The organism is Shewanella maritima (assembly GCF_004295345.1).
GTDB lineage: Bacteria > Pseudomonadota > Gammaproteobacteria > Enterobacterales > Shewanellaceae > Shewanella > Shewanella maritima.
Genome location: NZ_CP036200.1, coordinates 1,154,552 through 1,178,240, shown reverse-complemented (window position 1 = coordinate 1,178,240; position 23,689 = coordinate 1,154,552). Strand labels below are relative to the sequence as shown.

The following is a 23,689-nucleotide window of genomic DNA, read 5'->3' as shown; positions in this document are numbered from 1 at the left end:
AATATCTGTTTAGCTTTGTATCAAAAATTGGCAAGTTTGATGGGAAAGGAGATTGGCTTTGTATGTGGAAAGCCGGAAATGGGAAAAACAAAAAGGCAGCCTAATTGGCTGCCTTTGATGTACTTTTGCTTATTAGCGGCGTTAGCGTTCTAGCCTAGTCTTCTAACTTAGCCAACTCAGCTTTTTGCTCGTTAAGCTTTTCGATGTCGCGAGTAAACTCTGCCAGTTTGCTACGCTCTTTCTCAATAACCGCTTCAGGCGCTTTTGCCACAAAACCTTGGTTATTAAGCTTGCCTTCAATGCGCTTAGTCTCGTTAAGTAGTTTATCTAACTGCTTATCGATACGCGCCATTTCAGCTGCAACGTCAATCAGACCTGCCATTGGGATCAACAGCTCCATATCACCCACAAGTTGAGTGGTCGACATAGGCGCAGTTTCATCGTCTGCCAGTATGGTCATAGACTCAAGTTTCGCTAGGGTCTTGAAGAATGCTTGGTTAGCTTCAAGACGCGCCTTATCTTGCTCACTTACACTGCGAAGCAGAGCATTAAGCGGCTTAGATGGCGCAATGTTTAGCTCGGCGCGGATGTTACGCACAGCAACAATCACTTGTTTAACCCATTCGATGTCAGCCATTGCTTGCTGGTCAACTTTTGCTGCATCGAACTCAGGGAACTGAGCTAACATCAAGGTTTCGCCTTCAACGCCTGCTAAACCTTTAACACGCTGCCAAATGGTCTCAGTAATGTAAGGCATGATTGGATGCATTAAACGCTGCATCTTTTCAAGCACAGTTACCAAGGTGTGGCGAGTACCGCGTTGCTCGGCTTCAGTGCCGTTTTGCAGTACTGGCTTAGTTAGCTCAAGGTACCAGTCACAGAACTGATTCCAGGTGAACTCATAAAGTGTGTTAGCTGCAAGGTCAAAGCGGTATGCTGCCATATGCTCATCAAACGTTTGTACTGTTTGATTGAACAGGCTAATGATCCAGCGATCCGCTAAAGAAAGCTGCATCTCGCCACCGTTTTGACCACAATCTAGTGCCTTACCGATTGCATCTTCAGCAGCGCCTTCTTCTTGCACTTCTGTGTTCATCAGCACGTAGCGTGATGCATTCCATAACTTGTTACAGAAGCTACGGTAACCGTCTAGACGCTTCATGTCCCAGTTAATGTCACGGCCAGTAGATGCCATTGCCGCTAAGGTAAAGCGCAGCGCATCAGTACCATGAGCTTCAATGCCATCAGCAAATTCTTTGCGGGTGCTCTTTTCAATCTTGGCTGCTAGTTGCGGCTGCATCATGTTGCCAGTGCGCTTTTCAACTAATGACTCAAGATCGATACCGTCAATCATATCTAGCGGGTCTAGGACGTTACCCTTAGATTTTGACATCTTGTTGCCCGCTTCATCGCGGATAAGGCCAGTCACATAAACTGTTTTAAATGGTACTTGTGGTTTGCCGTCTTCATCTTTAATGAAGTGCATGGTCATCATGATCATGCGCGCAACCCAGAAGAAGATGATATCGAAACCGGTAACCAACACATCGGTTGGGTGGAAGGTTTTTAAATCTTCAATGTTGTCAGGCCAGCCTAGAGTAGAGAAGGTCCATAGCGCTGAGCTAAACCAGGTATCAAGTACGTCATCATCCTGGCGCAGGCTAACTGAGTCATCAATGTTGTGCTTAGCGCGCACTTCAGCTTCATTACGACCAACGTAAACTTTACCGTTTTCGTCATACCAAGCTGGAATACGGTGCCCCCACCATAACTGGCGCGAGATACACCAGTCTTGAATATCGCGCATCCAAGAGTAGTACATGTTCTCGTATTGCTGTGGCACAAACTTAATGTCGCCATTTTCAACGGCTTCTAGGGCAGTTTTCGCCATAGGCGCAACCGCAACATACCATTGGTCAGTCAGCATAGGCTCAATAACTACGCCTGAGCGGTCACCATAAGGTACTTTAAGTCCATGTGGTTCGATTTTCTCAAGCAGGCCTAGAGTTTCAAACTCTTCAACGATTTTGGTTCTTGCTTTAAAGCGATCAAGACCCACATAACGCTCTGGTAGCGCGATTTCGATGTCTTTGTTTGGTGTGCCATCTGTGTTGATCACTTCAACTTGCGCACGTACAGCGGCATCTAAAGTAAAGATGTTGTACATAGGTAGGCTGTGACGCTTACCTACTTCATAGTCGTTAAAGTCGTGTGCTGGGGTGATTTTTACACAACCAGTACCAAACTCCATATCAACGTAGTCGTCTGCCACGATTGGGATAGGACGATTAACGATAGGCAGCATTACGTGCTTACCAATTAGCGATTGGTAGCGCTCGTCATCTGGGTGAACCGCAACAGCGCTGTCACCTAACATGGTTTCAGGGCGCGTGGTGGCGATTTCTAAATAGTCTTTACCGTCAGCAGTTAATGCACCGTCAGCAAGTGGGAAGCGGAAATGCCACATGCTGCCGTTCTTTTCTTTGTTTTCTACTTCAAGATCAGAAATTGCCGTTTGCAGTTTACAGTCCCAGTTTACTAGGCGCTTACCACGGTAAATTAGGTCGTCTTCGTACAGGCGAACAAACACTTCTTGAACCGCTTTTGATAAGCCTTCGTCCATAGTGAAGCGCTCACGGCCCCAATCAACTGATGCACCCATGCGGCGTAGCTGTTTGGTAATCGTACCGCCAGATTGGTTTTTCCAATCCCATACTTTGTCCATAAACGCATCACGGCCTAAGTCGTGACGAGTTTTGCCTTCTTCGGCTTCAATCTTACGCTCAACCAGCATTTGGGTTGCGATACCCGCGTGGTCAGTACCCACTTGCCAAAGGGTGTTTTTGCCCTTCATGCGTTGGTAACGAGTTAGCGCATCCATGATGGTGTCTTGGAACGCGTGACCCATGTGCAAACTACCTGTGACATTCGGTGGCGGGATCATAATGCAGTAGTTGCCTTGTGACGTATCACCGTGCGGCTTGAAGTAGCCTTGCTCTTCCCAGTTTTGGTACAGAGACTGTTCTATCGACTTAGGATTGTATGTTTTTTCCATGGGTGCGTAATTTCTTCAGTAAAAATATGGGTTAAACGGCAAGCGGTTGCGTGCTCACTTGCATGCCAAGTTGTTGGTATTGGCGGTAGCGTTGGCGAGCCTGTTGTTTTAACGCATCGTCTTGCGCGACAAAATCAATAATATCTGGCAAGTTTACCGCAAATTGCGGCACTTGTTGTGCAAGATTAATCAGTAGTTGGCGACTTTTATTTGGGCCAACGGGATCAAAGCCAATTTCCACTGGCGAGCCATTGATTAACCCTTCACCTTTGAGGTTGTGTGGAACGAAGCTTGTGGGCTCAAATTGCCACAGTAGTTCGTCAATTGCATGGGCCTGTTGCTTGTCTTGGCAATGAATATAAACACTGCGCTGCTGACGATAATTTTGCTCAGCCAACTGGCAAGCAGCAAGATACACTGCATCAATGGCAGTGGTATTGGCTGCAAGAGCAGGCATAAGGAAAAATTGAGCTTGAGGCATTAATGAATATAGGCAATTAATTGAACGAGAATTTTATACTAAAACCTCAGTTATAAGCTAGGGGCAGGTGGCATTTGCCACTTAAATTTCAGTGCTCATTGATATGATACCAATTAGCACAAGTATGTGATCATGCTTACTAGTTAAAATCGCTTATAACTTCGTTATAAATTTTGTAGGTAGAACAACTAGCTAGCTGCAATTTATGCCTTGTTCTAAGCGATTTTTCCTGCGTAATCTCTGATCACTATGTTATCCCAATTGATATGAGCGGCAGATTAATTCGTCCCATGAACAAAAAAGGTGAAGCCTGAGCTTCACCTTTTATCATTTTAAGCTGTCGTTAGCAGCTATTCGTTAGTGACTATTCGCCAGCTTCAACACCTGATTTGTTTATCAGGAATTGTGCTAGTAGTGGCACCGGACGACCCGTTGAGCCTTTGTTTGCGCCGCTGTTCCAAGCAGTACCTGCCACATCAATGTGTGCCCAGTTGTACTTCTTAGCAAAGCGAGAAAGGAAACAAGCTGCTGTGATTGAACCTGCTGGGCGGCCACCTAAGTTGGTCATGTCAGCAAATGGGCTGTCTAGCATGTCTTGGTACTCATCCCATAGCGGCATGCGCCATGCGCGGTCACCACTTTGCTCGCCTGCATTGAGTAGCTCATGGGCTAGCGGGTTATGCGAGCTAAATAGGCCTGATGCGTGTTTACCAAGAGCAATCACACAAGCACCAGTTAGGGTTGCTGTGTCGATAACCAGTTCAGGGTCAAAGCGCTCAACGTAAGTTAATACGTCACATAGCACTAGGCGACCTTCTGCGTCAGTATTAAGTACTTCAACAGTTTGACCAGACATAGTGGTTAAGATGTCGCCAGGGCGATAAGCATTGCCAGATGGCATGTTTTCACAGCCAGCTAGAATACCAATCACGTTGATTGGTAGCTTCATCTCACAAAGGGCTTTCATTGCACCGATAACACCGGCTGCACCGCCCATGTCGTATTTCATTTCGTCCATGGCTTCGCCTGGCTTAAGTGAAATACCGCCTGAGTCAAAGGTTAAACCTTTACCAACAAGTACTATTGGCTTTTCAGTGCTATCGACTGCGCCTTGGTACTCCATGATGGTCATGATTGACTCATTGGCACTTGCGCGGCCCACTGCTAGGTATGAGTTCATGCCTAGTTTTGCCATTTGCTCTTCACCTACCGTGGTGATTTTTAGGTTCTCGTAAACTTCACCCATTTGGCGAGCTTGCGATGCCAGGTAAGCAGGGTTACAGATGTTTGGCGGCATGTTTGCCACGTCGCGACACAGGTTCATACCTTCTGCAACGCCAACGCCATGCTCAATTGCACGTTCGCCAATGGTGAGTTCGCGGCGAGTTGGTACATTGAATACCATTTTGCGAAGTGGGCGACGGGTTTCACCTTTGCGGCTTTTCAGCGTGTCGAAGGTGTAAAGAGTGTTTTGTGTGCTCTCAACTGCCTGACGTACTTTCCAGTAGGTGTCGCGGCCTTTAACGTGTAGTTCAGTTAAGAAGCATACTGCTTCCATTGAGCCTGTTTCGTTAAGCGTGTTGATGGTCTTGGTGATGATTTGTTTGTATTGGCGCTCATCTAGCTCGCGCTCTTTGCCACAACCAACCAGTAGAACACGCTCACTTAATACGTTTGGTACATGGTGAAGTAGTAACATTTGCCCTGGCTTACCCTCAAGGTCACCACGGCGAAGTAGGTTACTGATATAACCTTCACTGATTTTATCCAATTGCTCCGCGATACCAGATAAACGGCGTGGTTCGTATACGCCCACAACGATACAGGCTGAACGTTGTTTCTCTGGGCTGCCGCTCTTTACGCTAAACTCCATGAGCACTCCTAGATTATTAAAGACAAATTTTTATATTTATAAGATAATGTTTCACTTCGGCGAAATCGCCATCATGAATAACGTTTAGGTGATAAACTTCTTTCATTCAAAACTTTTGCTTACTTTGCTTGTCATTATTGTAATAAGTAAATGAGTCGTTGGTTGCAAATTGCTGTCAGCAATCAACTCAGCAAATGAATGCTTTGAAGCACCTTCCAAGCTGGTCAGAAAATTATCAAAACTGCTAAAAGTAGACAGTTTACATGAAAGATAGCCTGTTACCAGTAAAAAGATAAGTTAAGCTCCCGGATCCTTGTTGTGATTGTATTTAGATACTTGATTGGCGAAGTTTTAAAGGCACAATTCGCGGTATTAATTGTGCTGTTAACTATTTTTATTAGCCAACAGTTTGTTCGCGTTTTGGCCGATGCCTCGGACGGCGAATTTCCTGCCTCACTAGTGCTTACCCTGTTAGGTTTAAATTTACCTCAGTTAACCGTGTTGGTTTTACCCTTAAGCTTTTTCCTCGGTATTTTGCTTGCCCATGGCCGCATGTACGCTGAGAATGAAATGGTGATTTTGCATGGTGTGGGCGTCTCTGAGTGGTACGTTACTCGTGTGACTTTATTGCTTGGTTTGTTCAATGTCATTGTCACCGCGATACTGGCGATATACGTCAGTCCATGGGCTGAAGAGCAACAAAATCAGGTGCTGGAGCAAGCTCAATCTGAAGCTGGCTTAGCTGCGCTTGTACAAGGGCGCTTTCAAACCAGTCCCAATGGCCGTGCGGTATTGTTTGTAGAGAGAATTGGCAAAGATAACCAGCTAGAGAAAGTATTTGTTGCTCAGTTACCAGACTTAGATAGTGATTCTGATATCACCAATGTGGTGGTGGCAAACAATGGCCGCGTTATCGAAGATGATTACGGCAGTCAGCAACTCGAGCTTAATTCAGGTACGCGTTATCAGGGGAGTGCGCAAGCACCTAATTACCAAATTATCGAGTTTGGCGGCTACCAAATGGAGATTAAAGAGCAGCAAGTAGATGAACGTAATCGCCGTTTGTCAGCATTGCCTATCGATGAATTGGTTAACACGCCTGGCCCAGAAGCCGTGGCTGAGTTCCATTGGCGCATCGCCATTCCCTTAGCGATACCTATGATGACCTTAATTGCAGTACCGCTTGCCAGGGTGAATGTACGCCAGGGTAAGTTTGCCAAAATTTTCCCAGCTATTTTACTGTATCTTGGCTACTTTGGGCTGATGGTCGCAGGGCGTAAAGCGCTTGAAGATGAGGTTATTCCTGTGCAGCTAGGTATGTGGTGGATCCATGCAAGTGCCTTGGTCATGGGACTATTGCTGCTCAGTAAAGAAAGGCCAAAAGCCTTGAAGCTGTTTAATGGACTTAAACGTAAGCAGGTGAAAAGCGCATGATTTTAGACTTTTATATTGCGCGAGTGATTTTAAGCACCTCGGCGTTGACCTTACTTATTTTGACGGGCCTGTCGGGCATTATTAAATGGGTTGACCAACTTCGCCTTGTTGGCCGTGGTACTTACACCATGTTGGATGCGGGTGTTTATGTACTGTTCTTAATCCCGCGAGATATTGAGATGTTCTTCCCTATGGCGGTGCTGCTTGGAGCATTGATTGGTATGGGCATGTTGGCGTCAAATTCTGAATTGGTGGTGATGCAAGCGTCAGGGTTATCGCGTTTGCAGATCACTCAGTCAGCCATGAAAACCGCTATTCCGTTGATGATTATGGTGATGGCCTTGGGTGAGTGGGGCGCGCCAGTGTCTGAACGCGTGGCTAAAGAGATGCAAGCATTGAAGCTTTCAGGCGGTAGCATGATCGCTTCTCACCGCGGGGTGTGGGCGAAAGACGGTGATATGTTTGTCAATATTGGTGAGGTACAAGAGGTCACGAAGCTTAACAATATCACCTTCTATGAGTTCAATGATAAGCAAGACTTGGTCAGCATGAGCCATGCTAAAACCGCTGAATATATGGGTGATGAATGGCTATTATCTGAGGTGCAAAAGACTCAAGTCGAGCCAGATAGAATCGTACCTTCGTACGTAGAGAATCAATCTTGGCAGTCGACATTAACCCCTGACAAACTGAGTGTGGTGTCGGTAAAACCAGAGGCTCTGTCTATTCAAGGCTTAGTTGGTTATTTAGATTATCTGCAGCAAAACAATCAGGAAGCTAGCCGTTATGAGTTGGCGCTGTGGCGCAAGATAATGCAACCGGTGACCGTTGCAGTGATGATGCTAGTGGCGCTTTCATTTGTTTTTGGCCCACTTAGAACCGTCACCATGGGTGCACGGGTATTACTTGGGGTAGTCGCTGGCTTTAGTTTCTACATTTGTAATGAAATATTCGGCCCGATGAGCATTGTGTATGAGTTACCCGCTGCAGTAGGGGCTATGGCGCCGAGCATTCTGTTTACTGGTGTTGCAGTGTACTTCATCCGGCGCTAGTTAATGTGGCGCAAGGTGCAAGAGTCTGGACTACAAAACAATAAAAAATGCGGCTATGAAGCCGCATTTTTTATGTCTAACCCTAAATCATCTACGTTACTATGTGGTTATCATTCAACTAGACTTTGCATGTCAAATTCTAGTTTTCTTCAGATTTAGCAACTTAAATAATGACTTCACGTTGCAATAACACTTAAAGCACGCCGTAAACACCTCCCCTCTTTGTTTCACAAGAATGCTCGACCAAAACATCCATGTTTTGAACGGCTTTAGATGTCATTGCAACTCTAGTTTATAGCTTCAACTGGTGAAGCTAGGCTCCCTTTTAGGGCGCTCATACAAAGCCACCTTCTTCAGAAAGGTGGGAATGTCCACACTTGGAAAGCATCGCCGAGTGATCAAGCACCATGCCAGTTACGCATCTGGTTAGCCTCAACCGATAACACAACCACTTCAGATTGGGTCAGTTTGTCTTGCAGTGCTAGCTTTTCACTATTCAGTAAAATGTATAAGTTGCCTATCCCAAGCAACGACCAAACTACGCGAGCGCAAGCGGTGATAAAGCTAAGGTTTTGCCCATTTGGGTGTTGAACTTTTAAACGCCAGGCGCGCATGCCGAGGGTTTGACCGCCGCGACTCCAAAATAGCGCGTAAAACCCACCAACGCAGCATGCTAGGTAAAATTGATAGACTCCTGAGTAGACTGGGGTGCTATTTAAGGCATCAGATACATGCTCGTAACCATTCATTGATACTAGACCTATGCTGGTTAACCCAAAAAATATCCCGAACCCGATAGCGCCAGCAAACATATACACAGCGACGGCTAGCATCGCGTCGTAGATCATGGCACCGATTCGGCGAAAGAAGGTAGCGCGAGGGAAGTTAGCGTGTTCTGGGTTAATCATCTATCACTCACTATTAATCAGTTATTGTTGTTTTTGAGTTGTTTTTGAGTTGTTTGTCGAGCGGTTAGCGAATGCTATTTAGCAGGCTCGTCGTCTTCGCGAACGAACTTAATGCTAGTAAAACCAAAGCGGGCAAATTCAGTGCGTCTAAAGTCGCGCTCAGCTTTAGCGCCTTTCTTTGACGTCATGGCAATTTGCGCTTCCATCTTTAAAAAGTTAGTCAGGTCGATACCTTCTGCTTCTGCCGCGGCTTCATACAAATCGTGATGTTTGTCGTAACTAAATGCGATGGTTTTGGTTTCACCCTTAAAGGTGTAGATAACTTGGCGAGCCATAAGTGCGCCTCAAATGTACTGGTTCAAAAATTGTCGCTATTGTCACACGGAACCCGAGTTTGTCCAAGCATAGCGAGCGGATGTTTAAGCTAATTTAAAGCTTGGACTGAAGCGTAAGGAAGGCTGATACCATTAACTGCGGGTAAGGTATTGGGTGTTTTCTGGGTAGCTAGCCAGTGAGGCTCTAACCTTATCAGGTAAAACGTTAGGCGCGCTAAAACCAAGTGTTTGCCAGAATGTCAGCGCTTCAGGCAGGGCAACCAATGCCATGTGACCTAGTTGGTTTTGCTGCTTGATTGCTAAGAGCTGCTTGAATAATTGCTTGGCAATGCCTTTACCCTGAAAGTTTGGGCTTACTGCCATATCGTGGATATATAAACAGTCTGCGGACTCAATAGAGGTAAGCTCAAGATTTAAACTGGGAGCATCAAGTTGTTGCCAGGGATGAGCAAAAACATAGGCTGCAACTTGCCCATCGAACTCTACCACCAAACAGGACTCAGCAAAGCGCTGCGCTTTATCTTGCAAAACGGCTTTTGACTCGCAGGTGTCTTGTGGGTAGCACTGGCTTTGAATCGTCATAATTGCTAGCCAGTCACCTGCAGCAATAGGGCGGATAATCATCTTGGTATATCTAACTCTGTATGACTAGTTTAGGGCTAAGCATAACAAGATGGCGTTACTGAAACACCTCGGCCTTAGTGTATTTGTCGATGAGTTGTTCAACATTGCCTTGTTGCTGCAATTGTTTAATAGCGCTGTTAATTGCGGGCAACAAATGGGCGTGTTCTTTTCTAAGTCGCATAACAAGGTATCCGTCTGAATGTAGCGCCGCTAGGCTGATAGGCATATTCAGTTCTTTAGCCCAGTAAAGTGCGGGTAAGTCACCTGAAATAGCCGCTTGTACACGGTTTTTCGAGATAGCTTTTATCAGCTCGCGCTCCGAGCTGAAATCTACGCGAGTGAATTGATCTGTGTCGTGATAGTAATAGCCGCGCACCGTGCCTATGCGTTGGCCTTTTATCTTATTGATATCAGTCCAAGCATCAGCATTGGCTTGAGTGGTAATGATGAACTCTTTAATTGGCATTAGCGGCTCAGACTGCACAAATAGCTCACCTAAATCATGATTGGGAAACCAGTCTGGGCTAACAAAATCAAAGTCTAAGTCACCATTTTCAATAGCTTGATTGGTTCGTCTTGGCGGCAAGTTGTGTTTTTGGATGTCAATTTGGGCCGTTGCCATCAGCAGAGGCACAATTTCACCGAGGATCCCTGGTTTATCGTCTTGATGGGGAATGTAATAGGGAACCCAGCCACTTGATGCATTGACATTGTACTTGAGCACCGTGTCGGCCATAGCGGCGACACAAGTTAACATGGAGAAAAAGCAAACGGCTGTTACAACTAGTCGCAAGGCAATTGTCCTTTGGGTAAAACAATAGGTTGATATCAGTCTAACAACTGATACAAAGATCTCAACTATGTTAAAGCTTATCTATCGGTGGTATTGAACGTGGCTGCGAACAGTGCGTCTCGTTTGGAGGGTTTAGGTAAGCGCAAAATTAGATATTTGTAAGGAAAAAGCGAAAAGGAAAGCGCAATATAAAGAAAAGGGAAAAGTTCAGCGCTCGTTAATACTGCTCCTAGCCCTGATAGCACTAGGTGTAGTTTATTGCCCATCATTGGCGTAGCCGTGAAAGCAGATGCTTAGTCTTGCGCCGTTAGCAAACATAGCTGTTTAAGCTGATTCGCGACACCAATTTGGTAAGCTTTATGGTGTTTAATGAGTGAGGCTTTTTTATTACCTTGGCTGACGAGCAACCCTTGTGCTAGCGCTTGCTTAGCAAACAGAGCTTCATTGCCGCGCACATAGACCAGAATCGATTTTATCAGCTCACCATCTTTAATTGCATCTTCGAGCACATCTGCGCATACCACCAAGCTTGATTGACCTTCACTGTTAAGTTTTAACTTGGTATCAATAGTGGTGTCGGCAATCACTAGCCATTCTAGCTCTTCTAAGGTTTCTAATAGCTGCTCGAGCTTAGTGCCAAGCTGACTGTCGTGCTGCTGCGCAACTTGGTAATGACGCTCAATATTTGCCAGTAATTCGGGGAGTTGCGCGCCAGCTCCCTGACTACGTGCAGTGCGGATCCACATGGTTAAATCATCGGCTACCAGTTTTGAGAAACGTTTGGTTTTTAACGATTCAACCATCCAGCTACACAAGTAATGGCTTTGCTGCGCGGCCGTGCGCGGTGAGCTAAATTGTGCAGCCCAAGTGTTGAGTGCTTGAGTGCCAGTTTGAGCCAATTCGAGAATTGCCTGATTATAGGTTTGTGTTGCCATGGGTTTTCCGAGTGGTGAAATTAACCATAAAAATGAGCGCCAAATTATAAATGATTTTGGCGCTCTTAGGTTAAATAGGTTGTCACCTTGTATTGATTACAGCTTATATTGGCTTTGCAACTCTAAAATTTGCTCTATCTTCATCGGTTTGAAGAAGTAAAAACCTTGAATATGCTCAACCCCCATTTCTCTTACGAGTACCAGCTGTGCCTGAGTTTCTACGCCCTCAACAATCATTTCTTTACCCAGCTTTTGTCCCATGTTGATAATGCCTTCCAGCACCACCTGTGCTTTTTGATTGCCTTCTAGGTGCGACACAAAAGCGCGGTCGATTTTAATCGTGTGCAGAGGTAAGCGCAGCAGGTAACCAAGGGATGAATAGCCTGCGCCAAAGTCATCTAAACAGATGGTAAATCCGTATGCGGCAAGTCTATCTAGCTCACGGATTGCTGTTTCAGAGTGAATAAGTGCGTTCTCGGTGATCTCCAGTTCCACCCGGTTTAGCGGCACCTGATTGCGAATGAACACATTGTGTAGGTCTTCGACAAAGGTTTCGTGGTTCAACGAGTTCGCCGACAGATTTATCGAAATAGGATGTGATAACTGTTTATTTTGATTAATTAAATCACATGTCGCCTGTGCGACATACAGGTCAACATCATAATATAGTCCAGATTTCTCCACCGCAGGAATAAAGGCATCCGGCGGAATATTGCCTTGCAGCTCATGTTCCCAACGCAGCAGTGCTTCGTATCCCATGATGCTCAAATCAGCTGAATTCACTTTAGGTTGCATGACCAAATAGAGTTCTTTGCTGTCGATAGCTTGGCGGATATCACTGAGTAGGCTCATGCGATGACGAGAGTTACGCTCATAGTTGCTATCGAACAACTCACCCGAGCCGCGGCGATTCTCCTTGGCGACCTTAAGTGCTATTTCAGCGTGGCGCAACAACAAAGACGGGTCGAACTCGTCGATAGATTCACCTTCTTCGAGTTTGGCTGCACCTACCGTCATTCCTAGACGAATAGCATGGTCGTCAATGTTAAACGGAATCGAGCTACGCATGGCGACTTCTTGCGCTTTGATATTGCTATGGGGCAGGAGTAGGGCAAATACGTCTGAGTGCAGCCTTGCTAGCACCACATCTTCCCCATAAGAAGCCATTAAGTGACGGGCAATACGCTTAAGAATTTTGTTACCAAAGTCGTAACCTAGGCTTTCGATAATATTGTGGAAGTAATCAACATCAAGCAAATACAAACACAGTTCATCGCCATGGCTGCGATAGAAAGTGCGGGCATTATCAATAAAACCTGCGCGGCTAAATAGGCCCGTTACTTCATCATAATAGGCGGCTTTATTGAGATAATTGAAAAACTTAGCATTCTCAAGCCCAATCGCTACATTCATGCAGAACACTTGCAATAACTCTTGATCTACTTGTTTTAATTTTTCAGCGCGCTCAGCAATAATCACTCCTTCCCATTGTGAAGGGGTGCTTAAATACAAACAGCTATATTGCTCAGAAAAAATATGCTGCTTTTTCTGCAGTACTTGTTTAACGATATCAATTGGTGCATCAGATAAACCGGTTTGCCCAATTGCGCTAATGGGTTTACCAAACAAAGGCTGGTACTTCTCGCTTGCCGCCACCACAAAGTACTCATCTGATTGGCGGGCACTAATGGCCGACGGGCCATTATGTGGTCGCTGGGAAACACAGAATATGCTTTCGGTGTTTAGTTCAAATAAAGCGCTAATTTGATCCAGAACGCCGCTAGCAAAATCATAAACCGAGCGCTCTTGAATCAGGCTGGAAGAGGCTTCGATAATCGCCCTTAATCCCTGGCGGCTTTTCTCAAGAGCGGTGATTTGTCGGTAGCTTCTAATACCTGTTGCCAGAGCTGTAAATAACTTGGAGCGAGTGAGCTCACTTTTAGTTTTATAGGCATTAATCTCGTAGTCGACCATTACCTGCTCTTCAGGGGCAAAACCTGGCTGGCCGGTACGTAGAATGATTTGAATAAACTTGTTGCTAAGCTCTTCACGTATACGTTTAACCAAGCACAGGCCGGCATCGTCGGTTTCCATTACCACATCTAGCAATACCAGCGCCATTTCTGGGTGACGTTCAATGAGCTCATAGCCTTCATGGGCACTATAGGCGCTAACAAATTTAAGTGGTCTGTCAAAGATGGTGATCCGCGACAACGCCAGTTTAGTTACGTCATGCATCGAGGGTTCATCATCAATAATGCCAATCAACCAAGGGTCTAGCTTAGGTTTTGCTTCACTAGGCTCTTTGTGTTTTTTTATTTTTAAGAAGCCACCAGACATACACTATTCTCCCTGTGGTGCTTGTAATGGAATATTGATGGTAAATTGAGTGCCATGAGCATCCGCATCTTGGCTGCTACTCAGGCTTATTTCGCCGCCAAGCATGCCACTTACTATGTTATACACGATATTCATCCCAAGCCCAGACCCGCCTTTCCCCATTTTAGTGGTAAAGAAAGGATCAAAGACTTTGGCTACATGATCTTTTGGTATTCCTTTACCGTTATCGGCAAATATTATCTGAACCCATTTGCTGCAGGTTTTGCTAATGCTGATATTGATTTCACCGGTATTACTGCCATCAAAACCGTGCAGCACTGCATTATTGAACAAGTTAGTGATGACTTGCCCAAGTGGGCCTGGGTAGCTGTCGATTAACACATCCTGATCGCCATTGAGATTGACCACATATTGCTTGGTTTTTATTTGGTGTTTAACCGTGTTGAGCACCTCGTTAATCACCTCAAAAAGATTAAACTCTCGCCTCACTTCGCTTGATTGGTCTATGGCCACTCGCTTAAAGCTATGGATGAGTTCAGCCGCCTTGTTAAGCGAGCGTAGCATGATCTCCAGGCCTTCTAGGCTTTCTGCTTCAAACTGTTCAAGATCTTCCATTGTCACTTCGCCGCTACTGGCTTTTGCCATAAACTCTTTAATTCGGCTTTCAAAGGTGGAGCTTATGGTGACCGCAATACCAATTGGAGTGTTGATTTCGTGGGACACACCAGCGACCAAGGCACCTAAAGATGCCATTTTCTCGTTTGTGACCAGTTTATCCTTCGCAAGATTAAGATCTTCAAGGGCAATTTTTAGTTTGTCGCGCTCGCTCTCAAGCTGTTGTTTATAGGCTTTTTCTTGCTCGCGTAGATCATCTAGCGCTTGTAAGTCTTGTTGAAAATGCTCGACATTAACAAACACATCGCCAAGCTCATCATTGTTATGTTTTAGCTCAATATTACGCTCGCCCTGACGCAGTCTATCTACCGCATGAGCAAGTGCACGAATAGGCTTGTAAATGGTAATACGGGCATGACGTTGAATTGAAAACAGCCCAATAAGTGCAAACAGTGTCATGGTGGCAATTAAGCCAAAGGTAAGGTTGTTGATGTAACTAAGGCTGGCAAGTTGATCTATGACTTCATCTTGTGAGTTTTGCGACAGCTGACCGAGAAGATTTTCAATTTGTGAAAGTTGCTGCTGCTCCATCTGTTTAAAGGTTTGAATTGCATTTTGATATTGCTGTGGATTATAGAGCTGGAATAATCGGTTACCGTCATCAACTAGCGTTTGATAATGATGGCGAATAATAGCTAGGTCCTGCTGCTCATCAACATCTTGCTCAAGCGGTGATACTAACTCAAACCATTGTAAAAACTCTTTTGAGTCTTGCTCAAAGCTTGTCTTGGCGTGTGGGTCATTGAGTAGGTAGCGAGACAGGCCATTTTGCATGTCGCCGACCTTATCTACCATCCTCAAGTAATAACTAATAGCAGGAATATCATCATTACGTAGCTCGTTCTCGTCTGAGCTTGTCATAGCGCCTTCTATTTCGTCATTAGCGCGACTTTCTATCAAGGTTTCAAGCGGTATGGCGACAGTATTTAGCAGGTTAATGGCGATGTTCTCTGCTGCTGATTCATCCCCAGGATTGTACTGACTAAAAATTTGCTCAATGTAGATCTGATTGATTGCCTGACTCAGCTCAGATATTTGATTAAACAGCTCAACTTGCTGTGGGTTTTGCAGCAATTCGTTATCTAAGATGAACTGCTGAGCTTGATTTAATCGCTCGATATTATCGCGATAAATCGCTTTTTGTTGATAGTCGCCTAGGAGGTATTCGGCAGCATTACTTTGCATCGACTTATGGGCTGAAATCATCTTTGCAGATGCCGCCTCTAGTGGAAAGTCGTATTGAATAGTTGAGCTAGAGATGGACTGAATTTGATAGCTGGTGAAACTGAAAACAGCGGTGTTCACAATCACCAATATCATGATGAAGTAAAATACCCGGTTAAGGCGCTTAAGGATAGAGGTCCTTTTCGTCATATCCGCCGTCAATGCTCCAATAAATTATCTATTAAAATTGTCTAATCGTTGAGAGTGCTGCGTGAATCGATGCATTAGATAAAGTGTAGCAAAGGATATTGAAAAGAAAGGATAATTTTTGAAATGGCGTAAAGTTAGCTAGCCGCCTTTTGTTACATATAATGGCTATCAGTCATCTATGGGTTAACTAGATAAAAAAGCAGCGTTGAAGCATGGGGTGCGACAACGCTGAAAGACATGACTTTTGATGATGAAGTCAGTGGGGGTAAAACAGTTTAGCGATTACTTGGCGACAACCAGCTTTGCAGCAGTCATGATTAACTCAGAAGCTGGACGAACCTTGTAATTTGGGTTGGCATATTGAAAGTGAATCAAGCCTTGGTTATCTGCAATGTAAATTGCTGGAACCGGCAGTACTAGGCGCTCTTGCCCCTGGGCATTTTTGAACAGGTGGTTTTTAACACCAAGCTTAGCTTGATACATGTCAGTCACCTTTTGACTGGTAAAGAAAGCTAAACCAAAAGCTTTAGTTGCTTCTAAGTTCTCGTCTGACAGCAGCATATAGCTAAGCTCATTGTCGGTCATCGATTCACGTAGTTTCTCAGGTGAGTCAGGAGAAATACCGACTAATTGGAATCCCATTTCAATTAACTTTGGCTCAATGGCTTTGAGTTGACCCATTTGGATATTACAAAATGGGCACCAGCCTCCGCGGTAAAAGAAGAAGATAGTTGGCTTAGCTTCAACCAGCTTTGCTAAATCGACAGGCTTACCTTGATAGTCGTTAAGGGTTACTTTTGGAATGTTATGGCCATTTAACAGTGGAGAAATATTGTTCTCATCAACGGCGATAGGTTTTGCTTGAGCTTCTGACATGCTCATAGCTGAAAAAGTGATGACAGCGGCTGAGAATAGGGTAACGAGTAACTTGTTTAGCATTATAGGTCCTTGTGTTTGCTACTAAGTTGATGGGTTAAAACGCCCGTTATTTACGGGCGATAACCTAGGTGCAACAATAGACCTGAGTGGTTGAGGAAAAATTTCAGGTTATGGCAAAAAGATTAGTTTTCTGCCATTAAAATGAATGGTCAACCCGATTGTGATGCGGCAGTCATCAAGACGAAAGCTGTTGTTAGAGCGAGTAAATACCAAGAAAAATTACTTGATTGGTTTTGTTCACTTTGTTGCTTATGGTGCTCAATCATAGCAACGCTTGACCCCTTGAAACGTCCAAAATTGTTGATGGTATATGCCTTAGAGTCAGGTAGCTGAGTAAAGTAATCTTTATACTTTGCTAGGTATTTTCTTAGGTGATATGACTCAACGCCTGATTTTTTTGACAAGTTGCTTATGCCTACTCCTTTAGGTTGTTCAGCTTCTAATATTTGTAAGATTGCGGTGAGTTGTTCAAGGTTCATTTTGTAGCTTCCATACTTATTCACTCTAGCGTTATAACAAAAACTAGTCCTGTTAGGTACACTTTCTCTGCTGCTCAAAACAAAGCACCAACAAAAAACGCCTTAGGCATTGAGCGCTAAGGCGTTTTTGTATTCAACTTGTATAGAAGCTAGCGTGCAAAAAGCAGCTACTTAATCTTCTTATACTGCACGTTGTTTGATTTCTTGCCGACTTTGACGTGGCGACCTTTTAGGTTCTTCTCGGCAATCATTTGCTCGCCAGCGTTGTCGCTACGTTGCTTCTTCTTGGCAAAGCTGCGGCGCTTTTGAATTTGTTTAAGCAGTAGCTCACGGCTACTGACTTCATAACCCGGCACTGAAATACGGCGGATTTTCTGGCCGATTAGCTTTTGAATATCTTTTAATGTGCGCTCTTCTTCGCGGCTGACAAACGAGATGGCGACACCGGTTTTACCTGCACGGCCAGTGCGACCAATGCGGTGCACATAATCTTCTGCAAGAAATGGCAGATCGTAGTTAACCACGTATTCTAAGTCTTGAATATCAAGACCACGAGCGGCGACTTCGGTTGCCACCATCACGCGGGCTTTACCTTCCATAAACTCACGTAGCGCGCGGCGACGGCTGCCTTGGGCTTTCTCGCCATGTACCACTACAGAGTGAATACCATCGAGGTTTAACTCTTTTACTAGTGTGTCAGCATCTTCACGGGTTGCGGTAAATACCAACACGCGGTGCCAGTTTTTGGTACCGATCAGCTCTGAGAGCAGTTCACGTTTGCGGCGCTGCTCAACTGGGTAAACCACCTGGCTAACGGTTTCTGCTGTGGTGTTTTGCTTGTCGGCATTAATCAGTTTTGGCTTGTTAAGCATGTCGTTGGCAAGTTGCTTAACCGCGCTTGAGAAGGTGGCTGAGAACAGCAGGTTTTGACGCTTTTTATTCACCGCTTGCAAGATTTTTTGAATGTCTGAGCTAAAGCCCATATCCAGCATGCGGTCAGCTTCATCCAGCACTAAAAACTCAACTGTTGAAAGGCTCAAGTTACAGGCAACTATGTGCTCTAGTAGGCGACCAGGCGTTGCCACAATCACATCTGCGCCGTTTTTAAGCTTTTGCGACTGCGTATCCATCTTCACACCGCCATAAATGGTGTGAACCGTTAGCTCTAGATTTTTACCATAGTCTTTAATGTTGTCAGCAACTTGCGCAGCTAGTTCACGGGTTGGCGTTAGGATTAACGCGCGAGTATTTGAGTGTTGCAGTGCTTTTGGCTGCTCAGCAATACGCTGCAAAATAGGCAGTGCAAAGGCTGCCGTTTTACCTGTACCTGTTTGCGCGCTGGCAAGGACGTCTTCGCCACGACGAATAGCAGGAATAGCTTGTCTTTGTACTGGGGTCATTTCTTTATAACCGCAGTCAGCGATCGCACTGAGAATTTCTTGAGCGAAGCTATATGATTCAAATTTCATGCTGATTTCCTGTTAATTCGTGGGTCTGGGCGCATATTGGTTAGTGCACTCAACACCGAGTCGTCATTTTGCGGTCGCGGAGTATAGCAAACTTTTGTCGATTGCTTGAATTTTATCAGAGTTTTCACTGCTGTTTTTAACTAATGGACCTTAGCAAGTGCCGATAAATATAAATTTCACGGTTATGTGGGGCTAATTGATAATAAATGGCTGATGGTGCAAGTGTTGAAGCAGTCTCATTGCTACCGTGATTCCAAGATTGTTCAATGAGGTACCAACTCTAGGGGATAGATTCGCAAGCCGCCGTAAAATCACCCCTGATGGCTTCGCTACGGCATCCTTGCCGTAAAGACTTGCTCCAATACCCCCTAGAATTGTTTGGCGAGTTCGCATACTTATCTTCCACAAAAAAGGAGAGCCTAAGCTCTCCTAAATCGGTCGTTCGTGCTTGAACGTTACATTTAGGGCTACTAAATAGCTCGCGTTGCCTGAGTTAACCAAGCTAAATCGTCGCCGCTAAGTAGTGGGCTAATGGTCTGCTGAACTTTAGCGTGATAATCATTTAACCAATTGATTTCAGTTGCGGTCATTAATGATTTATCTACCAGACGGGTATCGATTGGGATAAGCGTTAACGCGTCAAACTCATAGGTTTCACGCTCGCTGCCATTAAGTGCTTCACAAGGGCGCACGGCAACTAGGTTTTCGATACGAATACCAAAGCCATCTTCACGGTAATAGCCTGGCTCGTTTGAAATCACCATGCCCGGCAGTAATGGCACATTGTTGGCATTTTTCGCAACACGCTGCGGCCCTTCATGCACACTTAAGAAGTGGCCAACGCCATGACCTGTTCCATGGTCATAATCAAAACCGTATTGCCATAAATGTTGACGGGCAAATGCATCAAGTTGCTGACCAGTTGTGCCTTTCGGGAAGCGGGCTAAATCAAGTGAGATATGACCTTTAAGCACTAGGGTAAACATTTGTTTTTGCTCTGGCGTCACCTCGCCAATGGCAATGGTGCGGGTAACGTCGGTGGTGCCATCTAGGTATTGCGCGCCAGAATCGACCAGGTAGATACTGTTCGGCGTCATGGTTGCTGGCGTGCCATTGTTGTGGTTGTAGTGGCACATGGCAGCGTTGGCGCCGGTTGCCGAAATAGTATCGAAACTTGGCTCGCGATATAGCGGATCTGGCAGGCGATAGCTCTCTAATTGATCGGCAAGTTTGCCTTCATCGTGCATGTTGCCTTGAGCAACTTGATTATCTAACCAGGCTAAGAATTTAGAAACGGCTGCGCCATCACGCACGTGACTTGCGTACATGCCAGCAAGCTCAGCGCTGTTTTTTTGTGCTTTAGGGATTGCAACAGGGTCTGCACCTGCAATTAAGCTTGCGCCGCCTTGCTCAGCAGTTAACTGCGACCAGGCATTGGCAGTATTTGGATCGGCCAATAGCTTAATGTCGCCGAGGTTTAATAAGGCTTGCTCTAGCTCTGACTCATCTTTAAAGCTCACGCCTGCGCCAACGTGCTCAACTGCATTCGCTGGTAACTTGCTGGTGTCGGTAAATAAGGTCATGTCGCCATTGGCAGATAAAATCGCATTGCCAAGTAATACTGGCAGGCGCGGTACATCGCTACCGCGCAGGTTCAGCAGCCAACAGAATGAGTCTAGTGCACTGATAAGGGCTGCGTCAGCACCGGCTTTAGCCACTAGCTCACCAATCTGCTTACGCTTTTGCACACTGTCTGCGCCAGCTGACTCATGACTAAATAGTGTAATAGGCGTTTGCGGCAAGCTAGGACGGTTTTGCCAGTGTTGATCAATCGGGTTACCCGCAACTGATTTAAGCTTAATGCCAGCTTGGTCTAATTTACTTTTAGCTTGTTTGTACCATGCAAGCGTATGCAGGCGTGCATCAATGCCTACTGTGCTGCCGCTAGGCAAGGTGTCAATTAACCATTCGACTTGTGGATCATCAACCAAGCTTAGGTATTGAAATAGCTCGCCATCAACTTGTTGGCGTACCTGCACAGTGTAGCGGCCATCGGTAAATATCGCAGCAGTATCTGCAAGAACAATTGCCATACCTGCCGAGCCAGTAAAATTGGTTGCCCACAATAGGCGCTCGTTTTTCTCGGGTACGTATTCGCCTAAGTATTCATCGGCGCGGGGAATAATAAAGGCATCAACGGCTTGCTCTGACATTGATTGACGAATAAGGCTTAGGCGGTCGGCGATAGTTGCAGGCATATCTACTCCAATTGGGCTGCTTTAGGCAGTGCTTATCATTATTTTTTGTCACGCTACTGCTCATCACATAAGTAAAGCGTGAGCGAAGATTGTGAGGCTATTATGGCAATTAAACCTTAGCTGGCAAGGGCTAGCAGAGCTTATATTGCTAATATTTTTGTAATGCTTCTAACAATCAGCCAGTGCTTAATGTGCTAGTTTTCTTGCCAATCTAAAACTGATTGCTGCTGACGATAGCACAATATTCGCAGATGATGATATATTGTATGCAATTTTACAGTGTATGCACTTAGCTATCTTTCCGAATTCAGATTCATTAGTTTGAGCCTTTTACTCGTCTCAGCAGATGCTACGAGCGGATTTGAGCAGCTAGGTGCGTAATAGATTATTGGAGACAGTAATGACAATTGGTGTAGGTGGAAAAACGCCAGAGCAGGCGTTAGCGACCTTGGAAAATATGACTCAAGGCGTTGAGCCGATTGCGCTAAGTGAGTTCAAGGCGCGCATCGCCAAAGCTCAGCAACTCATGGCTGAGCAAAATATTGATGCCATGTACCTCAATGCTGGTACCAACCTTTATTATTTTACCGGCCTGAGATGGTATCCAAGTGAGCGTATGGTGGGCGCGATTTTGCCAGCAAACGGTGAGCTAGAGTTTATTGCCCCAGCATTTGAACTCGACACCCTAAAAGGCTTTATGCAAATTACTGGCGAGGTAAATACCTGGCAAGAAGATGAAAGTCCTTATGCGCTATTTGCTACTGTCGTCAATCGCATGGGGCTTAATCACAACCGAGTCGCAGTTGATGAAGCTGCGGCCTTTTTTATCGCCAATGGCGTTGATAAAGCACTCACAAATGTTGAAGTTATTAATGCAAGCTGCGTGAGTGCAAAGTGTCGTCAAATTAAATCAGCTGCCGAGCTTGCCTTATTGCAGCGCGCTAAAGATATGACGCTTGCGGTGCATATAGCCGCTGCAAGTATTTTGCGTGAAGGTATTACCACGCAAGAAGTTGAAGCCTTTATTCATCAGGCGCACATTAAGGTGGGCGCACCAAAAGGGTCTTACTTCTGTATCGTGTTATTTGGTGAAGACAGCGCCTATCCACATGGTGTGATGTCGCCCAAAGCGCTTGAGCTGAATGACACTGTGCTGATTGATACCGGGTGTCAGCTTGAAGGTTATAACTCAGATATTACCCGTACTTATGTATATGGCGAGCCAAGTGAACGCCAACGTGAGCTTTGGCAATATGAGCAAGATGCGCAATTAGCCGCTTTTGCTGCAGCGCAAATTGGTACGCCATGTAGCGAGGTAGATAGAGCAGCACGAACTGTGCTTGAGCAAGCGGGTTTTGGCCCAGGTTACGACGTGCCAGGGCTGCCGCATCGCACAGGTCACGGTGTTGGCTTAGATATTCACGAATGGCCATATTTGGTATTAAACGATCATACGCCACTTGCTGCTGGCATGTGTTTTAGTAACGAGCCAATGTTATGCGTACCGGGTGAGTTTGGAGTGCGCCATGAAGATCATTTCTATATGGCTGCTGATGGTCCTAAATGGTTTACCAAGCCTGCGAAGTCAATTGATGACCCATTTGATTTAGCTGACAACTAAGTCGACAAAATTTCTTATAAATAACCAAGCGGTGATGTAAGTCACCGCTTATTTTTTGCAAATTTATTGTTGGATCATCTACGGGCTGGGGTTACGAATATTTACCGCGCGTTTCCTTTAGTACATGGCTGATAATCAATCTCTCATGCACTCGCCCTGTGAGCTGACCTAGGTTTGCTTGATGCCTGGGTTTGGTTAATATCTAGGCTTTAGATGCTTCCATGCCTGCGTCACTACCTTCAAGGTTTATCTCACCCTCAACATCGCCTTCGAGATGAATTTGCTTGAGCAACAAACCGATTGCGACAACTTGGTAAATCATCCCAGACCAAGAAAGTAAATATAAAGAAAGGCTTAGGTTCATCAAGTTGGTAAGCACAAACGCCAGCTTTAGTTTGTTTTGTGCTAAATATAGCACCGCAAAGCTGCTGAACACCCCAGCGCCAACCGCGCACCATTCGCTCCAATGCTGCGCCCACAAAATCCCTTGTAATAGGGCGATTAAACTAAATCCTGTGGCGAGTATTAGTGGCCTTGCCCCTGTACGGCAACGCCTGCTTTGCCCTGCAGTAAAGCGCCCCATATTAATCAGCTGATTAGCCATACCCGCCATGCTGCCCATTAACCCTAGGTGTATTGCGGTGAGCAGTGATGCCAACATATTGTTGCGCATAAAGCCTGAGTGTGAGTTTTGGGTGCAAGCGCGCCAGCCAAAAATCATGGCAATAAAGCCAATGCATTGGGCAATCACTTGATAGCTAAACTCAGTAATATTCATGGATGCTGCGCTCTAGTTTGATCTTGGTTTTCACAAGGGTTGAGACCTTGGGCTTCACCGTGCTGCGATGAAAATTCAAAGGGCGCGCATTGTATGTTTTTTGCACTTGTATGCTGTGATCTACCTAGCAAAGGCGCATATTGAGGCGGTTTTGAGGGCGAGTTTTCGAAAAGTGTTTGTTAGCTGTTTTGCAGACGTGTGTTAGGTGTTTGAAATTTGTTTTCAAAGCGTAAAAATTGGCGAGGCTAGAAATTGTTGACTGAGCA

General features: G+C 45.4%; 18 protein-coding genes. 3 read left to right on the top strand and 15 right to left on the bottom strand.

Annotated elements, in window-relative coordinates; all coding sequences use genetic code 11:
• Positions 1-154: 154 nt before the first annotated feature.
• From EXU30_RS04960 to pepA, 3 genes are all read right to left on the bottom strand, one after another.
• Positions 155-3,055 carry a valine--tRNA ligase gene (locus tag EXU30_RS04960; protein WP_130598100.1) on the bottom strand — a complete coding sequence of 967 codons (2,901 nt, stop codon included), beginning with the start codon at positions 3,053-3,055 and terminating at the stop codon, positions 155-157.
• A gap of 31 nt (positions 3,056-3,086) precedes the next feature.
• Positions 3,087-3,536, bottom strand: coding sequence for a DNA polymerase III subunit chi (locus tag EXU30_RS04955; RefSeq protein ID WP_130598099.1), 450 nt, complete (start codon positions 3,534-3,536; stop codon positions 3,087-3,089).
• Between the two features lie 364 nt (positions 3,537-3,900).
• Positions 3,901-5,409, bottom strand: a complete 1,509-nt coding sequence (pepA, locus tag EXU30_RS04950; RefSeq protein ID WP_130598098.1) for a leucyl aminopeptidase — start codon at positions 5,407-5,409, stop codon at positions 3,901-3,903.
• Positions 5,410-5,727: 318 nt separating this feature from the next.
• On the opposite strand from pepA, the gene lptF reads away from it, so the two are divergent.
• Positions 5,728-6,843, top strand: coding sequence for an LPS export ABC transporter permease LptF (gene lptF / locus EXU30_RS04945; protein ID WP_130598097.1), 1,116 nt, complete (start codon positions 5,728-5,730; stop codon positions 6,841-6,843).
• The gene (lptG, locus tag EXU30_RS04940; protein ID WP_130598096.1) at positions 6,840-7,895 is read left to right on the top strand and encodes an LPS export ABC transporter permease LptG; all 1,056 of its coding nucleotides are present in this window, start codon (positions 6,840-6,842) and stop codon (positions 7,893-7,895) included. Before lptF ends, lptG begins: the two co-directional genes overlap by 4 nt.
• Before the next feature lie 398 nt (positions 7,896-8,293).
• On the opposite strand, the gene EXU30_RS04935 is transcribed toward lptG, so the two are convergent.
• The 11 genes from EXU30_RS04935 to EXU30_RS04885 all read right to left on the bottom strand — a co-directional run bounded on the left by EXU30_RS04935 (position 8,294) and on the right by EXU30_RS04885 (position 21,024).
• Complete coding sequence (locus EXU30_RS04935) at positions 8,294-8,803, bottom strand: RDD family protein (RefSeq protein ID WP_130598095.1); 510 nt, start codon at positions 8,801-8,803, stop codon at positions 8,294-8,296.
• A gap of 74 nt (positions 8,804-8,877) precedes the next feature.
• A complete protein-coding gene (locus EXU30_RS04930; protein WP_130598094.1) occupies positions 8,878-9,138 on the bottom strand; it encodes a DUF2960 domain-containing protein in 261 nt (86 codons plus the stop codon).
• A 132-nt stretch (positions 9,139-9,270) separates the two neighbouring features.
• Positions 9,271-9,762 carry a GNAT family N-acetyltransferase gene (locus tag EXU30_RS04925; RefSeq protein ID WP_130598093.1) on the bottom strand — a complete coding sequence of 164 codons (492 nt, stop codon included), beginning with the start codon at positions 9,760-9,762 and terminating at the stop codon, positions 9,271-9,273.
• A 55-nt stretch (positions 9,763-9,817) separates the two neighbouring features.
• Positions 9,818-10,555: a substrate-binding periplasmic protein gene (locus EXU30_RS04920; protein ID WP_242620323.1), complete on the bottom strand. Its 738-nt coding sequence runs from the start codon at positions 10,553-10,555 to the stop codon at positions 9,818-9,820.
• 293 nt (positions 10,556-10,848) lie between these two features.
• Entirely contained in the window at positions 10,849-11,490 is a 642-nt protein-coding gene (locus EXU30_RS04915) for a DUF2913 family protein (RefSeq protein WP_130598092.1), read from the bottom strand.
• 96 nt (positions 11,491-11,586) lie between these two features.
• Complete coding sequence (locus EXU30_RS04910) at positions 11,587-13,830, bottom strand: bifunctional diguanylate cyclase/phosphodiesterase (protein WP_130598091.1); 2,244 nt, start codon at positions 13,828-13,830, stop codon at positions 11,587-11,589.
• Positions 13,831-13,833: 3 nt separating this feature from the next.
• Positions 13,834-15,879, bottom strand: coding sequence for a sensor histidine kinase (locus EXU30_RS04905; protein ID WP_130598090.1), 2,046 nt, complete (start codon positions 15,877-15,879; stop codon positions 13,834-13,836).
• Positions 15,880-16,161: 282 nt separating this feature from the next.
• Positions 16,162-16,761, bottom strand: coding sequence for a peroxiredoxin-like family protein (locus EXU30_RS04900; RefSeq protein ID WP_165399063.1), 600 nt, complete (start codon positions 16,759-16,761; stop codon positions 16,162-16,164).
• Between the two features lie 206 nt (positions 16,762-16,967).
• Positions 16,968-17,297: a hypothetical protein gene (locus tag EXU30_RS04895; protein WP_130598088.1), complete on the bottom strand. Its 330-nt coding sequence runs from the start codon at positions 17,295-17,297 to the stop codon at positions 16,968-16,970.
• A 167-nt stretch (positions 17,298-17,464) separates the two neighbouring features.
• Complete coding sequence (locus EXU30_RS04890; RefSeq protein ID WP_130598087.1) at positions 17,465-18,766, bottom strand: DEAD/DEAH box helicase; 1,302 nt, start codon at positions 18,764-18,766, stop codon at positions 17,465-17,467.
• 470 nt (positions 18,767-19,236) lie between these two features.
• Entirely contained in the window at positions 19,237-21,024 is a 1,788-nt protein-coding gene (locus EXU30_RS04885) for an aminopeptidase P family protein (protein WP_130598086.1), read from the bottom strand.
• A 400-nt stretch (positions 21,025-21,424) separates the two neighbouring features.
• Between EXU30_RS04885 and EXU30_RS04880 the strand changes: the two genes are divergently transcribed.
• Positions 21,425-22,645 carry a M24 family metallopeptidase gene (locus EXU30_RS04880; RefSeq protein WP_130598085.1) on the top strand — a complete coding sequence of 407 codons (1,221 nt, stop codon included), beginning with the start codon at positions 21,425-21,427 and terminating at the stop codon, positions 22,643-22,645.
• A gap of 202 nt (positions 22,646-22,847) precedes the next feature.
• Here EXU30_RS04880 and EXU30_RS04875 read toward each other — a convergent pair whose 3' ends face one another.
• The gene (locus EXU30_RS04875; protein ID WP_242620322.1) at positions 22,848-23,423 is read right to left on the bottom strand and encodes a YgjV family protein; all 576 of its coding nucleotides are present in this window, start codon (positions 23,421-23,423) and stop codon (positions 22,848-22,850) included.
• Between the last annotated feature and the right edge of the window lie 266 nt (positions 23,424-23,689).

What these genes read in the sequence shown, in the direction of transcription:
- EXU30_RS04960 (WP_130598100.1), bottom strand. Translation starts at nt 3,055, where the DNA reads ATGGAAAAAACATACAATCCTAAGTCGATAGAACAGTCTCTGTACCAA.
- EXU30_RS04955 (WP_130598099.1), bottom strand. Translation starts at nt 3,536, where the DNA reads ATGCCTCAAGCTCAATTTTTCCTTATGCCTGCTCTTGCAGCCAATACC.
- pepA (WP_130598098.1), bottom strand. Translation starts at nt 5,409, where the DNA reads ATGGAGTTTAGCGTAAAGAGCGGCAGCCCAGAGAAACAACGTTCAGCC.
- lptG (WP_130598096.1), top strand. Translation starts at nt 6,840, where the DNA reads ATGATTTTAGACTTTTATATTGCGCGAGTGATTTTAAGCACCTCGGCG.
- EXU30_RS04935 (WP_130598095.1), bottom strand. Translation starts at nt 8,803, where the DNA reads ATGATTAACCCAGAACACGCTAACTTCCCTCGCGCTACCTTCTTTCGC.
- EXU30_RS04930 (WP_130598094.1), bottom strand. Translation starts at nt 9,138, where the DNA reads ATGGCTCGCCAAGTTATCTACACCTTTAAGGGTGAAACCAAAACCATC.
- EXU30_RS04925 (WP_130598093.1), bottom strand. Translation starts at nt 9,762, where the DNA reads ATGATTATCCGCCCTATTGCTGCAGGTGACTGGCTAGCAATTATGACG.
- EXU30_RS04915 (WP_130598092.1), bottom strand. Translation starts at nt 11,490, where the DNA reads ATGGCAACACAAACCTATAATCAGGCAATTCTCGAATTGGCTCAAACT.
- EXU30_RS04910 (WP_130598091.1), bottom strand. Translation starts at nt 13,830, where the DNA reads ATGTCTGGTGGCTTCTTAAAAATAAAAAAACACAAAGAGCCTAGTGAA.
- EXU30_RS04905 (WP_130598090.1), bottom strand. Translation starts at nt 15,879, where the DNA reads ATGACGAAAAGGACCTCTATCCTTAAGCGCCTTAACCGGGTATTTTAC.
- EXU30_RS04900 (WP_165399063.1), bottom strand. Translation starts at nt 16,761, where the DNA reads ATGAGCATGTCAGAAGCTCAAGCAAAACCTATCGCCGTTGATGAGAAC.
- EXU30_RS04895 (WP_130598088.1), bottom strand. Translation starts at nt 17,297, where the DNA reads ATGAACCTTGAACAACTCACCGCAATCTTACAAATATTAGAAGCTGAA.
- EXU30_RS04890 (WP_130598087.1), bottom strand. Translation starts at nt 18,766, where the DNA reads ATGAAATTTGAATCATATAGCTTCGCTCAAGAAATTCTCAGTGCGATC.
- EXU30_RS04885 (WP_130598086.1), bottom strand. Translation starts at nt 21,024, where the DNA reads ATGCCTGCAACTATCGCCGACCGCCTAAGCCTTATTCGTCAATCAATG.
- EXU30_RS04880 (WP_130598085.1), top strand. Translation starts at nt 21,425, where the DNA reads ATGACAATTGGTGTAGGTGGAAAAACGCCAGAGCAGGCGTTAGCGACC.
- EXU30_RS04875 (WP_242620322.1), bottom strand. Translation starts at nt 23,423, where the DNA reads ATGAATATTACTGAGTTTAGCTATCAAGTGATTGCCCAATGCATTGGC.